At 70.1% G+C, this 15,370-nt stretch carries 13 protein-coding genes; 8 read left to right on the top strand and 5 right to left on the bottom strand.

Annotated elements, in window-relative coordinates; translation table 11 throughout:
• Position 1 precedes the first annotated feature (1 nt).
• Genes glmU through AC25Y0_RS10160 form a run of 5 tightly spaced genes read left to right on the top strand, consistent with a single transcriptional unit; the run spans position 2 to position 5,400 of the window.
• Complete coding sequence (glmU, locus tag AC25Y0_RS10180) at positions 2-1,468, top strand: bifunctional UDP-N-acetylglucosamine diphosphorylase/glucosamine-1-phosphate N-acetyltransferase GlmU (protein ID WP_488123874.1); 1,467 nt, start codon at positions 2-4, stop codon at positions 1,466-1,468.
• A complete protein-coding gene (locus AC25Y0_RS10175) occupies positions 1,443-2,477 on the top strand; it encodes a ribose-phosphate diphosphokinase (protein WP_488123875.1) in 1,035 nt (344 codons plus the stop codon). Before glmU ends, AC25Y0_RS10175 begins: the two co-directional genes overlap by 26 nt.
• A gap of 20 nt (positions 2,478-2,497) precedes the next feature.
• Complete coding sequence (locus AC25Y0_RS10170; RefSeq protein ID WP_488123876.1) at positions 2,498-2,878, top strand: FMN-binding protein; 381 nt, start codon at positions 2,498-2,500, stop codon at positions 2,876-2,878.
• Between the two features lie 5 nt (positions 2,879-2,883).
• Positions 2,884-3,768, top strand: coding sequence for an FAD:protein FMN transferase (locus AC25Y0_RS10165; RefSeq protein WP_488123877.1), 885 nt, complete (start codon positions 2,884-2,886; stop codon positions 3,766-3,768).
• Between the two features lie 60 nt (positions 3,769-3,828).
• The gene (locus AC25Y0_RS10160) at positions 3,829-5,400 is read left to right on the top strand and encodes an FAD-dependent oxidoreductase (RefSeq protein ID WP_488123878.1); all 1,572 of its coding nucleotides are present in this window, start codon (positions 3,829-3,831) and stop codon (positions 5,398-5,400) included.
• Here AC25Y0_RS10160 and AC25Y0_RS10155 read toward each other — a convergent pair.
• The 4 genes from AC25Y0_RS10155 to AC25Y0_RS10140 all read right to left on the bottom strand — a co-directional run bounded on the left by AC25Y0_RS10155 (position 5,394) and on the right by AC25Y0_RS10140 (position 9,587).
• Complete coding sequence (locus AC25Y0_RS10155; RefSeq protein WP_488124038.1) at positions 5,394-6,803, bottom strand: sensor histidine kinase; 1,410 nt, start codon at positions 6,801-6,803, stop codon at positions 5,394-5,396. The genes AC25Y0_RS10160 and AC25Y0_RS10155 overlap by 7 nt on opposite strands.
• Before the next feature lie 119 nt (positions 6,804-6,922).
• A complete protein-coding gene (locus AC25Y0_RS10150; RefSeq protein WP_488123879.1) occupies positions 6,923-7,648 on the bottom strand; it encodes a response regulator transcription factor in 726 nt (241 codons plus the stop codon).
• A 128-nt stretch (positions 7,649-7,776) separates the two neighbouring features.
• Entirely contained in the window at positions 7,777-9,204 is a 1,428-nt protein-coding gene (gene gndA, locus AC25Y0_RS10145; RefSeq protein WP_488124039.1) for an NADP-dependent phosphogluconate dehydrogenase, read from the bottom strand.
• Between the two features lie 254 nt (positions 9,205-9,458).
• Complete coding sequence (locus AC25Y0_RS10140) at positions 9,459-9,587, bottom strand: hypothetical protein (protein WP_488123880.1); 129 nt, start codon at positions 9,585-9,587, stop codon at positions 9,459-9,461.
• A 257-nt stretch (positions 9,588-9,844) separates the two neighbouring features.
• On the opposite strand from AC25Y0_RS10140, the gene AC25Y0_RS10135 reads away from it, so the two are divergent.
• Both AC25Y0_RS10135 and pth read left to right on the top strand, forming a co-directional pair.
• Positions 9,845-10,468, top strand: coding sequence for a 50S ribosomal protein L25/general stress protein Ctc (locus AC25Y0_RS10135; RefSeq protein WP_488123881.1), 624 nt, complete (start codon positions 9,845-9,847; stop codon positions 10,466-10,468).
• 107 nt (positions 10,469-10,575) lie between these two features.
• Complete coding sequence (gene pth / locus AC25Y0_RS10130) at positions 10,576-11,160, top strand: aminoacyl-tRNA hydrolase (RefSeq protein ID WP_488123882.1); 585 nt, start codon at positions 10,576-10,578, stop codon at positions 11,158-11,160.
• 19 nt (positions 11,161-11,179) lie between these two features.
• Here the strand turns inward: pth and AC25Y0_RS10125 are convergent, their stop codons facing one another.
• Positions 11,180-11,659 (bottom strand): hypothetical protein, encoded by a 480-nt coding sequence (locus AC25Y0_RS10125; RefSeq protein WP_488134586.1) that lies wholly within the window; start codon positions 11,657-11,659, stop codon positions 11,180-11,182.
• Positions 11,660-11,718: 59 nt separating this feature from the next.
• On the opposite strand from AC25Y0_RS10125, the gene mfd reads away from it, so the two are divergent.
• Positions 11,719-15,351, top strand: a complete 3,633-nt coding sequence (mfd, locus tag AC25Y0_RS10120; RefSeq protein WP_488123884.1) for a transcription-repair coupling factor — start codon at positions 11,719-11,721, stop codon at positions 15,349-15,351.
• Positions 15,352-15,370 lie beyond the last annotated feature (19 nt).

Genomic DNA, 15,370 nt, shown 5'->3' with positions numbered 1-15,370 from the left:
CATGTCGAACACGCACACACCGCTGGCCGTCGTCGTCCTCGCCGCGGGGCAGGGCACCCGTATGAAGTCGGCGCTGCCCAAGGTGCTGCATCCGATCGGCGGGCTTCCGCTGGTCGGGCACGTCGTGCGCACGGCTCGCGCGCTCTCACCCGCCGCCGTGCTCGTCGTCGTGCGGCACGAGCGCGACCGTGTCGCGCAGGCCGTGGTCGACACCGACCCCGAGGCCGTCGTCGTCGATCAGGACGACGTCCCCGGCACCGGCCGCGCCGTCGAGATCGCGCTCGAGGCGATCCCCGCCTTCGACGGGGATGTGCTCGTGCTGAGCGGCGATGTGCCGCTGCTGGACGCGGACACCCTCGAGATGCTGCTTCGGACGCACCGTGAGCGTGCCGCCGCCGCGACCGTGCTGAGCGCCATCCTCGATGAGCCGACCGGTTACGGCCGCATCATCCGCGACGCGTCGGGCGCTGTCGAGCGCATCGTCGAGCAGAAGGATGCCACGCCCGAGGAGCGCGCCGTCACCGAGATCAACGCGGGGGTCTATGTCTTCCGCGCGGCGTCGCTGCGCACGCAGCTCGCGCGCGTGGGCACCGCCAACGCGCAGGGCGAGATGTACCTCACCGATGTCGTGGGCCTGCTGCGCGGTGCCGACGAGCCGGTCGCCGCGGCACCGGCCCCCGACGCCGCCGTCGCGCTCGGGGTCAACGACCGCGTGCAGCTGGCCGAGGCGGCGCGTCTGCTCAATGCCCGCACGGTGCGACGCTGGCAGCTCGAAGGCGCGTCGATCCTCGACCCCGCGACGACATGGATCGACGTCGACGCGACGCTCGCGCCCGATGTCACGGTCCTGCCGAACACGTATCTGCTGCGGACGACGACGATCGCCTCGGGCGCGGTCATCGGACCCGACACGACGCTGTCCGACTGCGAAGTGGGGGAGGGTGCGACCGTCAAGCGCACCGACGCGACACTGGCCGTCATCGGCGCAGGTGCGACGGTCGGACCGTTCTCGTACTTGCGGCCCGGCACGATCCTCGGCGAGAACGGCAAGATCGGAACGTTCGTCGAAACGAAGAACACCACGATCGGCGAGGGCAGCAAGGTTCCTCATCTGTCCTACATCGGCGACGCGACGATCGGCCGCCGTGTGAACCTCGGTGCCGGCGCCATCACCGCCAACTACGACGATCTCGCCAAGCACCGCACCGAGGTCGGCGACGAGGTACACACGGGGTCGCATAACGTCTTCGTCGCGCCGGTTAGAATCGGAGATGGCGCGAAGACCGGGGCGGGAGCCGTCGTTCGCAAGGACGTTCCCGCGGGTGCCCTGGCACTGAGCGTCTCACCTCAACGCAACGTCGAGGGGTGGGTCGAGATGAACAGACCGGGAACCGGAGCCGCGGACGTCGCGGCCAAGGCTCGGTCCGCACAGAAAGCGGACGATGGGGCGCAAGAGCAAGACGGCTGACCGCGACAACGCGCGGGACATGGCCCCGGGCCTGGTAGCGAAGACCAAGAAGCGGCTCGTCGTCGCGTCGGGCCGTTCGCACCCCGAACTGGCGGCCGACGTCGCCGAGGGTCTGGGTACGAAGCTCGTTCCGACCGAGTACCGCACGTTCGCGTCGGGAGAGATCCTGACCCGCTTCGAGGTGTCGATCCGCGGATGCGACTTCTTCCTCATCCAGAGCTTCGGGCCGCCGGTCAACGAGTGGCTCATGGAGACGCTCATCATGCTGGATGCCGCCAAGCGCGCTTCCGCGAAGCGCGTCACGGTGGTCATGCCGTACTACCCCTACTCGCGTCAGGACAAGAAGGGTCGCGGTCGCGAGCCGATCAGCGCCCGACTCGTGTCCGACCTGCTGCGCACCGCGGGCGCGGATCGGATCATGAGCGTCGACCTGCACGCCGCGCAGATCCAGGGCTTCTTCGACGGCCCCGTCGACCACCTGTTCGCCAAGCCTGTGCTGTTGGAGTACTTCGAGAACACGCTCTCAGAGGAAGACCGCGCCAAGCTCACCATCGTCTCTCCCGACACCGGCCGCGTGCGCGTCGCCGACCTGTGGTCGGACAGTCTCGGCGCGCCGCTGGCGATCATCCACAAGCGCCGCGACCCGAACATCGCCAACCAGGTGTCCGTCAACGAGATCGTCGGGCACGTCGAGGGTCGGGTCTGCTTGCTGGTCGACGACATGATCGACACGGGTGGCACGATCGTGAAGGCGGCCGAGGCTCTCAAGAAGAGCGGCGCCGAGCGCGTCATCGTCGCCGCGACGCACGCCATCTTCAGCGCTCCCGCCACTGAGCGTCTGCAGAGCGAAGCGATCGACGAGGTCGTCGTCACCGACACGGTCCCGCTGCCGCCCGAGAAGCGCTTCCCGAGCCTCACCGTCCTGCCGATCGCTCCGCTGCTCGCCCGCGCGATCCACGAGATCTTCGAGGACGGTTCGGTCACGAGCATGTTCGACGGGGCGGCGTGATCGCTCGTACTCGCGTGGTCATGGCGACCGCGCTCGGTGTGGCTGGTGCGTTCGGTCTCGCGGGGTGCGGTTCCGCCGAACCCGACGGTGAGCGCTCCACAGGGCAGTACGCCGACGGCACCTACACGGCGCAGGGTTCGTACGCGACGCCCGAGACGGTCGAGACGATCACGGTGACCCTCACGCTCGCCGATGAGGTCGTGACCGACGTGAGCGTCGTCGGAGACCCGCAACGCGCCGAGTCGGGGCAGTTCCAGTCGCAGTTCATCGGCGGCATCTCTGACGAGGTCGTGGGAAAGCCGCTCGATGAGATCTCGGTCAGCCGCGTCGCCGGGTCCTCGCTCACCAGCGGCGGCTTCGCCGAGGCGCTCGGGGCGATCAAGGCCGACGCCGCGGGCTGACGCACGTGTCGCCGCGCTCGCAGTGGGGCTTCACCGCCATCGGCACGGTGTGGCACATCGAGACCGCCGATCCGGTGCCCAGCGCCGTGCGTGACCGCGTGGCATCCGTCATCTCGTCGTTCGATGCCGCCTGGTCGCGCTTCCGCCCCGATTCGCTCATCAGCCTGCTCGCGCGTGACGGGGGAGAGGTGCCTGCGCCCGCGGACACCCGCGCCATGCTCGACGTCTACGTCGCTCTGGCCGAGGCGACGGCCGGCGCCGTGCAGCCCCTCGTCGGCGACGCGCTCGCGCATCGCGGATACGACGCGGACTTCTCTCTCGTCGATCGCGGCGCGCAGCCCGCGGCCGCCGACTGGCGCGACCTGCTCACCTGGAGCGAGCACCATCTCGGCCTGCGGCATCCCGCCCTCATCGATGTCGGCGCGGTCGGCAAGGGTCGTCTCGTCGACCTCGTCGCGGACGTCCTCACCGGCGCGGGATGCCGAGATGCCGTCGTCGACGCCGGCGGCGACATCGCGGTGCGGGGTACGCGCGAGCGGATCGGGCTCGAGCACCCGTTCGACGCTCGCCGCGCGATCGGGGTGTGGCAGATCGAGGATGCCGCGCTGTGCGCCTCGGCGACGAACCGGCGCGCGTGGGGCGAGCGCCTGCACCACGTGCTCGATGCCCGGACGGGGGAGCCCGTGCGCGCGATCGCGGCGACGTGGGCTGTGGGCGAGACGGCGCTGCGGGCCGACGCGATCGCGACGGCGCTGTTCTTCGACGGCGGTCCTCGGCTCGCCCACGCCTGGGGCGTCGAGTGGGTGCGGATGAGCACCGACGGTCGGGTGCAGTGGTCGCCCGGCTGCGGTGCAGAGCTGTTCGGTGCGGGCAGTACCGTGGAACGGTGACCGACACGTCTTCGCCGCGCCTCCGTTCGTCTGCCGACCTCTCTCGTGAGGTGGTGTGACGTGCTGGGCTCGCTGACCGTCCTCTGGAGCCGGGTCTTCGCGGTTCTCGGACGTGTATCGATGTACCGGCTCGTGATGCTCGCGCTCGCCGCGCTGGCTGCCGTCGCCTTCGTGCTGTCGTTCTTCGGTCTGGTCGCCCCCGGTCCGCTCGAGCTGATCGCGACGCTCGCGGTGCTCTCGGTCGTGTGCGTGGGGGTGGATGCCGCGGCTCAGCGGATCCTCTCGCTGCCGTGGCGTCTGGAGTCCTCGCTCATCACGGCGCACATCCTGCTCTTCGTGCTGCGCCCGACGCTCGACCTCGCGGGACTGGCCGGGATCGCGCTGGCAGCCGCCGTGGCATCCCTCTCGAAGTACATCCTGGCGTGGCAGGGCCGGCACATCCTCAACCCCGCCGCCGTCGGCGCGACGGTGCTGACGTTGGTCGCACTGGCCGTGCCATCGCTCGGGATGCCGTCGTGGTGGGTCGGCACACCCGCGATGGCCGTACCCGTCGCGCTGCTCGGCATCGTGGTCCTGTGGCGCACAGAGAAGCTGCGGGTGATCGGTGTCTTCCTCGTCGTCGCGGTCGGCGTCGCCGTCGTGCGCACGGCGGCGCAGTATCAGGCGGCGGGGGTGTCGACCGAGGTCGGCGACATCTTCTGGCCGATCCTGTCGTCTTCCCCCTTCCTCTTCCTCGGCGCGTTCATGCTCTCCGAGCCCCTCACCCTGCCGCCGCGTCGTCGCCAGCAGTTCATCGTCGCCGGCGTCGTGGGCCTTCTCGCGGGCTGGCCGATCGATCTCGGAGCGATCACTCTCGGGCAGGAGCGGGCGCTGCTCATCGGCAACCTCGTCGCCTTCGCGTTCGCGGTGCGCTCGTCGGTGAGCCTCGTGCTCGAATCACGCGCACAGCTCACCCCGACCGTCCGCGAGATCACCTTCCGCGCCCGTCGTCCTCTGCGGTTCGTGCCGGGGCAGTACCTCGAGCTCGAAGTGCCCCACCACCACCCTGATGCCCGCGGAACACGGCGCGAGTTCAGCATCGCCTCGGCGCCGCAGGACATGCCCTTCGTGCGCGTCGCCTTCCGCGAGGCGCCGAGCTCCGGGGCGAAGCCGCCGAGCTCGTACAAGCGCGCGCTGGCGGCCGTCGAACCCGGAACCGCGCTGCCCGTCACGGGCGTGTGGGGCGACTTCGTGCTGCCCCGGCGCACGAGCGCGCCCCTGCTGCTGGTCGCCGCCGGCATCGGCGTGACGCCGTTCGTGTCGCAGCTGCGTGCCGCGAAGCTCGCCGACGAGGCACGCGACGTCATTCTCGTGTACGTGGCCTCCGAGGCGTCCGAGCTCGCCTACCGCTCCGACCTCGAGTCGACGGGCGTGCCCGTGGTCGTCTTCACGCGGGATCGGCCCGAGGATCTGCCGTCCCACTGGATGTGGGCGCGGGGTGTCCGGCTCGACGCCGAGGGCCTCGTGCGCGTCGTACCCGACATCACCTCACGGCACGCCTACATCTCCGGGCCGGCCGGGCTGATCGCCGACCTCGCGCCCGCCCTCGAGCGCGCGCGCTCGATCACGACCGACGCCTTCAGCGGCTACTGAGCGGGGTGCGCGCCCGGGTCAGCCGGTCGCGCCGCAGGAAGCCTCAGCTCGAACGTCGTGTCGCCCGGTGCCGACCGCACCGACAGCGACCCGCCGTGTGCGCGGGCGATCGCCTGCGCGATCGACAGCCCGAGGCCCGTGCCGCCGGTCTGCCGCGCACGCGAGCGGTCGCCGCGCGCGAAGCGCTGGAACAGCTCGTCGGCGACGGCGGGGTCGATCCCCGGGCCGTCATCGTGCACGCGCACGACGGCGTCTCGGCCGTCGTGGCGCACCGAGACCGCGACGTGCGTGCCCGCGGGCGTGTGCACGCGCGCGTTGGCGAGCAGGTTGGCCACGACCTGCGTGAGCCGCCCGGTGTCTCCCGCCACGACGACGGGCTGCTCGTCGAGATCGAGCGACCAGTCATGATCGGATGCCGCCGCCCGCGCGTCGCCCGTCGCATCGATCACGAGCCGCGAGAGGTCGACAGAGCCGTAGACGAGCTCTTGTCCCTCATCGAGCCGGGCGAGCAGCAGCAAGTCCTCCACGAGCGCCGTCATGCGCAGCGACTGCGCCTGAATGCGCTCGAGCGAGGCCTCCGTCGTCTCGCGCGCAATGGTGTCCGCGGCCGCCCCGCCCGATCCCTGCGCCTGCCGCAGGGATCGCAGCGACAGCTCGGAGTACCCCCGGATCGAGGCGAGGGGCGTGCGCAGCTCGTGGCTCGCATCGGCGACGAAAGCCCGCATCCGCTCTTCGTTGCGCTGACGCGCATCGAGCGAAGCCGCGACGTGATCGAGCAGCGTGTTGAGCGCCGCGCCGACGCGTCCGACTTCGGTGCGCGGGTCGGCCTGCGTGGCCGGCACGCGTTCGGTGAGCGACACGGTGCCCTCGGCCAGGGGCAGCGCCGACACCCGCGCTGCGGTGTCGGCGACGGCCCGAAGCGGCGCGAGTCCCACGCGGATCGTCCACGCCGTCGCGACGCTGAGCAGCATCAGTCCGCCGAGGGTGAGCAGAGTGATCGTCGTGAGCATCTGTCCGATCGTGGCGGCGACATCGGCGCGCGACAGGCCGACGAGCACGACGGTGGCCCCCGCACGCAGTCCCTCGAGCCGGTACGTCCCGACACCGTCGATCGACGCGACGATGGGTCCCTCGACGCGCAGTCCCTGTTCGATCTGAGAGATCTGATCGTCATCGAGCGCCGTGACGCTGCCGTCCTCGGTGACGACGGCGGCCGTCGCGTCTCCGAACGGCGACGAGATCGCCAGCAGCGATCCGACCGGCTGTGGATTCTCGCGCAGCACGTCAGCGGCGGACAGGCCCGCGTTCAGCAGGGGCCCGATCCACAGCGCCGTGCGGTTCGCCGTCGCGGTCAGCTGCGCGTTGAGGCGCTGCTCGAGCACGGTGCCGAGGATCGCGCTCATCGCGACGGCGACGAGCACGAGGATGAGCGAGACGATCGAGACGATCGTGATGATGAGGCGGTTCTGCAGGGTCCAGGGCCGTCGGCCTTTCGGTGACGCCGGGGGAGCGGCATCCGACGTCACTGCGGGGCCTTGATCATGTACCCGACGCCGCGCACGGTATGGATGAGGGGTTCGCGGCCCGCATCGATCTTCTTCCGCAGGTACGAGATGTACAGCTCGACGACCGATGAGCGCCCGCCGAAGTCGTAGTTCCACACCCGGTCGAGGATCTGGGATTTCGACACGACGCGGCGCTGGTTGCGCATCAGGAAGCGCAGCAGCTCGAATTCGGTCGCCGTGAGTTCGATCTCTGTTCCCGAGCGCTCGACTTCGTGGCTGTCCTCGTTGAGCGTGAGATCGCCGACGCGCAGGATGGGCTCACTGCCGCTCGTATGCGCCGTTCCTGCGCGGCGCATGAGGCCGCGTAGACGCGCCACGACCTCTTCGAGGCTGAAGGGCTTCGTGACGTAGTCGTCGCCGCCCGCGGTGAGACCCGCGACGCGGTCGGCGACGGCGTCCTTCGCCGTGAGGAAGAGCACGGGCACGTTGTCACCCGAGTGGCGCAGGCGCTGCAGCACGGCCATCCCGTCGAGGTCGGGCATCATGACGTCGAGGACCATGGCGTCGGGCTCGAACTCGCGCGCGGCCTGCAGCGCCTCGGTGCCCGAAGACGCGGCACGCACCTCCCAGCCCTCCATGCGCAGCGCCATGGCGAGCAGGTCGGTGAGCATCTGCTCGTCGTCGACGACGAGCACGCGCAGGGCCGTGCCGTCGGGCCGGCGCAGAGTGGGGGTTGCGTTCACGCTTCCCATTGTGGGCTGTTCCCCGGGTCTGGCCTACGCCCCGCGCTCGGCACTGTCTATGCACTTCCTATGAGCCCGATGACCGAGACCGCTCTCGGCGGCCGGTGTCTCGGGGTCACGGGCGCGCGTCAGTGCGTGTCTTCGGCCTCGATCTCGGTGCGGTCCCCCGACCAGAGGGTGTGGAAGGTGCCCTCGCGGTCGATCCGCCGATAGGTGTGCGCACCGAAGAAGTCGCGCTGGCCCTGGATGAGCGCCGCCGGCAGTCGTTTGGCGCGGATGCCGTCGTAGTAGGCCAGCGACGAGCTGAATGCGGGGGAGGGGATGCCGCTGACGGCGGCATCGGCGACGATGCGGCGCCATGCCCCCTGTGCCCGGCCGAGCGCTTCGTCGAAGTACGGAGCGGCCATGAGCAGGGGCAGACCGGGGTCTTGCGTGTAGGCGTCGGCGATCCGGTTGAGGAACTGGGCGCGGATGATGCAGCCCGCGCGCCAGATCTTCGAGATGGCGCCGAGGTCGATCGCCCAGCCGTACTCGGCGGCGCCGGCGCGGATGAGGTCGAATCCCTGCGAGTACGCGACGATCTTCGACGCGTACAGCGCCAACCGCACGTCTTCGATGAACGCCTCGACGTCGGTGACGTCGAGGTCGCCGTCGGGGCCGGGCAGGTTCGCGCCATACGGACGCTGGGCGCCCTGTGCCGAGAGAGACCGGGCGAACGTGGCTTCCGCGATCCCGGACACCGGCACGCCGAGGTCGAGGGCGGTCTGCACCGTCCATGCCCCGGTGCCCTTCGCGCCCGCCTGGTCGGCGATGACGTCCACGAGCGGTTCGCCGGTGGAGGCGTCGGTCTGGCGGAGGACTTCGGCGGTGATCTCGATCAGATACGACTCGAGCTCGCCGGTGTTCCACTGCGTGAAGATGTCCGCGATCTGGGCGGGGCTCTTGCCGGTGGCCCGCCGGATCAGGTCGTACGCTTCGGCGATCAGCTGCATGTCGGCGTACTCGATGCCGTTGTGCACCATCTTCACGAAGTGTCCGGCGCCGTCGTGGCCGACGTGCGTCACGCACGGCTCGCCCTCGGCGACCGCCGCGATCGAACGCAGGATCGGGCCGAGCGTGGTCCAGGACTCGTCGGATCCGCCGGGCATGAGCGAGGGACCGAGCAGCGCGCCTTCCTCGCCGCCGGAGACGCCCATGCCGACGAAGTTGACGCCCGTGTCCCGCACGGCCTTCTCGCGGCGGATCGTGTCGGTGAACAGCGCATTGCCGCCGTCGACGATGATGTCGCCCGGCTCGAACACCGACACGAGCGCGTCGATCACGGCGTCGGTGGCGGGGCCGGCTTTCACCATGATGACGGCCGTGCGCGGACGCACGAGCGACGCGGCGAACTCCTCGTACGACGACGTGGCGACGAAACCGGCTTCGGGGTGCTCGGTGACGAGCTCGTCGGTCTTGGCGTAGGTGCGGTTGAACACCGCGACGGTGTTCCCCTCGCGCGAGGCGAGGTTGCGCGCCAGGTTCGAGCCCATCACCGCCAGGCCGACGACACCGATGTTCGCCGTCGCGGAGACCGCGGCATCCGGCCCTTCGGGCGAAGGAACGGGACGGTCGACCTCTTCGGGCCGCGGAGCGCCCTCGTGGGCGGGAGCCGAGCCCGGCTGGTCGTCGCGATCGGTCGAGATGTCGTTGCTGTGGGAGGGGTCGGTCTGCGGCACGCGTGCTCCTGGGATCGATGAAGGGACGATTCGGTGCGCAACGCGTGACGCGATCGCGCGGGGATGGCGGCGCGCCCACCGCGCCGGGGCGCTCAGCTGTTGCGGTACCCCGAGCGGCCGAGCGACCACAGGGCGCCGGCGAGGGCGATCAGTCCGAGGGCGCTCAGGAGGCTGATGAGCCCCAACATGAGGGTCGTGGCGAGCTGGGTATCGATGGTCACGGGGTCCTCCGGGGTCGGGGCAGGATGGTCCGTTCCTCATCGTAGCGGGAGCGCTGGTAGACTCGTGGAGGACTTCGGCGAGGGATCGTCGCTTGCCGCCCCGGCGGTACGTGACGGAATCCGTTATCGACGGGGGTGTGCAGGCCTTTCGGGTTTCCTCACGCACTCGCGTTCGAGTCGAGACCCCCATCTACGTGGGCCCGCGACTCGCGCGGTGCCCGAGAGCAGACGGGCCGCGTGCCCTAAGGAGAAACATCATGTCGAACGAACTCGACAACAAGGTCGCCACCGAGACCCGCCACAACTTCGGCAAGGGCTTCGCCCGTCGCCTCCGCGCCGAGGGCAAGATCCCCGCCGTCATCTACGGCCACGGAACCGACCCCGTGCACGTCGCGCTGCCGGGCCACCAGGTCTCGCTGCTCGTGCGCCGCGCCAACGCGCTGCTCGACCTCGACATCGAGGGCTCGTCGCAGCTGACGCTCGTCAAGGACGTGCAGCGTGACCCGGTACGCCAGATCATCGAGCACATGGACCTGCTCGTCGTGAACAAGGGCGAGAAGGTCCACGTCGACGTTCCCGTCGCGATGGTGGGCGAGTCCGCCCCGGGCACGATCGCCAACCTCGACGCCGCGACGATCCTGCTCGAGGCCGAGGCGACCCACATCCCCGAGGGCATCGAGGTCAACATCGACGGCCTCGAGGACGGCACGCACATCACCGCCGCCGACCTCACGCTGCCCAAGGGCTCGTCGCTCATCGCCGACCCCGAGACGCTCATCGTCGCCATCTCGGTGCCCGCCGCCGCGATCGCCGCTGAAGAAGAGATCGCCCAGGACGACGCCGCCCTCGCCGCCGAGCAGTCGGCCGAGAGCGCAGAGTAAGACTCCGAAAGCTCATGAAGGGGTGCGTCGTCCGATCGGGCGACGCACCCCTTCGGCGTTGGGACGGGCGGCGCTGAGTCGTGTGGCGTTCGGGCAGGATGGTGGACATGGCAGATGCATGGCTTGTCGTCGGCCTCGGCAACCCCGGGCCGCGCTACGAAACGACCCGGCACAACGTCGGGCAGCTCGTCGTGGATGAGCTCGCGGCACGGCGCGGTGAGGGGTTCAAGGCGCACAAGGCGAATGCCCGGGTCGTCGAGACGTGGCTGCGGCCGGGGGGTGCGAAGCTCATCCTCGCGAAGCCGAACTCGTTCATGAACGTCTCAGGAGGGCCCGTCGCGGGGCTCGCGAAGTTCTACGGCATCGATGCCGACCATGTCATCGTCGTGCACGACGAGCTGGACATCCCGTTCGACACCCTGAAGCTGAAAACAGGCGGCGGCCACGGTGGTCACAACGGTGTGCGCGACGTCGCGAAGGCTCTCGGCACTCCGGATTTCCCGCGCGTGCGGGTCGGCATCGGCCGGCCCCCCGGGCGTCAGGATGCCGCGGACTGGGTGCTCGATCCCTTCGGGGCGACGGAGCGCAAGACGCTGCCGATCCTGCTCTCCGACGCCGCCGATGCCGTCGAGCAGCTCGTCGGCGAGGGACTGCTCGCGGCGCAGCAGAAGCATCACGCCCCACGCGTCTGAGGCGTACGGCGCGGTCGGATCAGATCGGCGTTGCCGCGTGGCCGAGCGCGAGACCGGCCAGGACGCCGATCGCGAAGAGCAGCGGACCGCAGACGGCGAGCACGACGGCCGCGATCCCCTGACCGCGCCCTGCGCCCGTCGCGATCGCGATGATGCCCTGCACGAGGGCCCACATGCCCGCCGCCGTGCCCGCCCACCCCGCGATCTCGCTGACGAGCACCGTGTCGCGCACGGGGCTGAGCACTGCCAGGTCGAGGTCGGGCCCGCTCACGAGCCGGGCGAAGTCGATGCCCGACGCTCCGATGCTGTACGCCGCGAACGCGACGACGAGGGGCGCCGCAACGGCGGCGACCAGTGCGGCGACGAGCGCGACGATCCCGATCGTCGCCGAAGGCCGCGGCGGGGGAGGAGGCGGCATCACCATCGCGCGCGGAAACACGTACGGCGGAGCGTACGGGGCATTCGCGGGGGTGCTCCCGAAGGGCTGTCGATCGCTCACCCGTTCATCCTACGAGCGCCCGCGGCAACCATGTCCGTCGTCACGCGTAGACTTCTGCGGTGACAGTTCCCGGGATCGTGCGTGCCCTCGAACAGGCTGAGTCCTTCCGGGATGCCGCGAGCGCAGCCTCCGTCGATGCCGACTTCTCGCTCGTCGAGGGCCTCGACGCTCCGCTGCTCGCGGCGCTCCTCGACAGGCGCCGCGCGGCGGGTCATCCGCCCGTGCTACTGGTCATCACGCCGACGGGCCGCCGCGCCGATGCGCTCGGGCCGTCGCTCGGGTCGGTGCTTCCCGGCGCCGAGGTCATGCACTTCCCGGCGTGGGAGACCCTGCCGCACGAAAGACTCAGCCCGTCGGCCGAGATCGTCGGCAACCGGCTCGACGTGCTCGGCCGCATCGCGCGGTGGGACGGCACGTCCCCCCTCGTCGTGACGACCTCGGTGCGCGGTGCGATCCAGCCCCTCGCCGCGGGCCTGACCGACGTGCCCCCCGTCGAGCTCTCGGTCGGCGGACGCGGCCACGACCTGTCGACGATCGCGCTGAGCCTCGTCGAGTTGGCGTATCAGCGCGTCGACATGGTGTCGCGCCGCGGCGAGTTCGCGGTGCGCGGCGGCATCCTCGATGTCTTCCCGCCCACAGCCCCGCACCCCTACCGCATCGAGTTCTTCGGCGACGAGGTCGACCAGATCCGCGCCTTCTCGGTCGCCGACCAGCGTTCGCTGCCCGGAGACGTGCACGCCGTGCAGCTCATCGCGAGCCGCGAGCTGCTGCTCACGAGCGATGTCCGCGAGCGTGCCCGCGCCCTGGCGGATGATTTCCCGGGCCTGCGCGGCATGCTCGAGAAGATGGCCGAGGGTATCCCGACCGAGGGCATGGAGTCGCTTCTGCCGGCCGTCGCCGATCGGATCGTCACGTTCGTCGACTACCTGCCCGAGGGCGCCGCGATCGCCCTCGTCGACCCCGAGCGTGCCGTCGCGCGCGCCATCACCCTCGGCGAGACCAACCGCGAGTTCCTCGAGGCCGCGTGGAGCGCCGCGACGGCCGGTGCGGAGGCACCGATCGACCTCGGCGCGGGGGACTTCATCACACTGCCGCGTCTGCGTGAGGCTGCCCACGAGCGTGGCGCCGTGTGGTGGACGCTGAGCGCCTTCGACTCCGGTGCGGCCGACGCGATCGCCGAGCTGCGCGCGGCTCAGGAGGCCGGCAAGGACATCGACATCGACGTCGCCCTCGAGCAGGCTTCGGCGATCCGCGTGCCCGGTGCATCCGTGCCTTCGTTCCAGGGCAACGTCGACGGGGCGACGGCGCATGTCGGCCAGTTGCTCGCCGACGGATGGCGCGTCGTCGTCGCCGCGTCCGGCGGCGGCCTCGTGGATCGCGCGCGGGACGTGCTCGCCGAACGCGGCATCGCGGCGCGCAAGGTCGAGACCCTCTCTGGTATTCCGGATGGCGGCGTGGCGTACGTCGTCGCGACACCGCTCGAACGCGGCTTCGAGGTGGCCGACGCGAAGTTCGCCGTGCTCACCGAGACCGAGTTCTACGGCCGCACGATCGGTGGCGACCAGCGCGTCGTCAAGAAGCTCGCGTCGCGCCGCAAGAACGTCGTCGACCCGCTCCAGCTCAAGCCTGGAGATCCCGTCGTGCACGCCACGCACGGCATCGGGCGCTTCATCGAGCTGACGCAGCGCGAGGTCTCCAGCGGCGGGCGGAATCCGGTCAAGAGCGTGCGCGAGTATCTCGTGCTCGAGTATGCGCCGTCCAAACGCGGGTATCCGGGCGACAAGCTGTTCGTGCCGACCGATCAGCTCGACCTGCTGTCGCGCTACGTCGGAGGCGAAGCGCCGACACTGTCCAAGATGGGCGGCAGCGACTGGGCCGCGGCGAAGGGCAAGGCGCGCCGGGCCGTGCGCGACATCGCGGTCGAGCTCGTGAAGTTGTATTCGGCGCGCATGGCGGCCAAGGGTCACGCGTTCGGTCCGGACACACCGTGGCAGCGCGAACTCGAAGAGGCCTTCCCGTTCGCCGAGACTCCCGATCAGCTGCAGACGATCGACGAGATCAAGGCCGACATGGAGAAGCCGATCCCGATGGACCGGCTGCTGTCGGGCGACGTCGGCTTCGGCAAGACCGAGGTCGCCGTGCGGGCGGCCTTCAAGGCAATCCAGGATGGCAAGCAGGTCGCGATGCTGGTGCCCACGACACTGCTCGTGAAGCAGCATTTCGAGACGTTCACGGAGCGGTTCGCCGGATTCCCCGTCAAGGTCAAAGCGCTGTCGCGGTTCCAGACCGACAAGCAGGCGCGCGACGTGCTCGCGGGGATCACCGACGGCACGGTGGACATGGTCATCGGGACGCACCGGATCCTCACCGAGAAGGTCATCTTCAAAGACCTCGGGCTCCTGATCGTCGACGAGGAGCAGCGCTTCGGCGTCGAGCACAAAGACGCGCTGAAGAAGCTGAAGATGAACGTGGACATCCTCGCGATGAGTGCCACGCCGATTCCCCGCACGCTCGAGATGGCGGTCACCGGCATCAGGGAGATGTCGACGCTGCAGACGCCGCCCGAGGACCGGCATCCGATCCTCTCGTTCGTCGGTCCGCGCAACGACAAGCAGATCGCTGCGGCCATCCGGCGAGAACTGCTGCGCGAGGGGCAGATTTTCTTCGTGCACAACCGCGTGCAGTCGATCCAGCGGGTCGCGGCCGACCTCGCGGAGCTCGTGCCCGAGGCGCGCATCGCCGTCGCCCACGGCCAGATGGGCGAGCACGCCCTCGAAGAGGTCGTCGATGCGTTCTGGGAGCGCCGGTTCGACGTGCTCGTCTGCACGACGATCGTCGAGACGGGCCTGGACATCTCCAACGCCAACACGATCATCATCGACCGGGCCGACAAATACGGACTGTCGCAGCTGCATCAGCTGCGCGGACGCGTGGGGCGCGCGCGCGAGCGGGCGTACGCGTACTTCCTCTACGACGAGACGAAGCCGCTGTCCGAGACCGCCGCGGACCGCCTCGAGACGATCGCCGTCAACAACGACCTCGGGTCGGGCATGCAGGTCGCGCTCAAGGACCTCGAGATCCGCGGTGCCGGCAACCTGCTCGGTGCCGAGCAGGCGGGTCACATCGCGGGGGTCGGGTTCGACCTGTACCTGCGCATGATCGGAGAGGCCGTCGCGACGTTCCGCGGCGACGATGTCGAGGGTCCGACCGAGCTGCGGCTCGAGCTGCCCGTGCAGGCGCGGATCCCCGAGTCGTACATCGACAGTGAACGGCTGCGGCTCGAGGCCTACCAGAAGCTCTCGGCTGCGGCGTCGCTCACGGCGAAGGACGACGCGATCGATCTCGTCGTCGACGAGTTCACCGACCGCTACGGCGACCTGCCGAGCGACGTCGACGGTCTCATCGCGGTCGCGCGGCTGCGGCGTCGCGCCGCGCGCGCGGGGCTGGCCGACGTCGTCGCGATGGGACCGAATCTGCGCATCGCCCCGGCGAACCTGCCCGATTCGATGCGGGTGCGGCTGCAGCGGCTGTACCCCAAGGCGAAGCTCGTCTCGAGCGGTGACGCCCTCGTCGTCCCGCTGCCGACCGCGGGCGGCGAAGTGTTGCGCGACGGCGAGCTCATCGCGTGGGTCGCGCAGCTGCTCGATCAGCTCTGGCCGCAGAAGGATGCGGCGCCGGCCGAGGCCGGCTGACCGCACGCGTCGTCGAAAG

Source organism: Microbacterium sp. Y547, from assembly GCF_057669785.1.
Note: the sequence above shows the minus strand (reverse complement) of the source record. Positions and strands in the feature narration are given on the sequence as shown.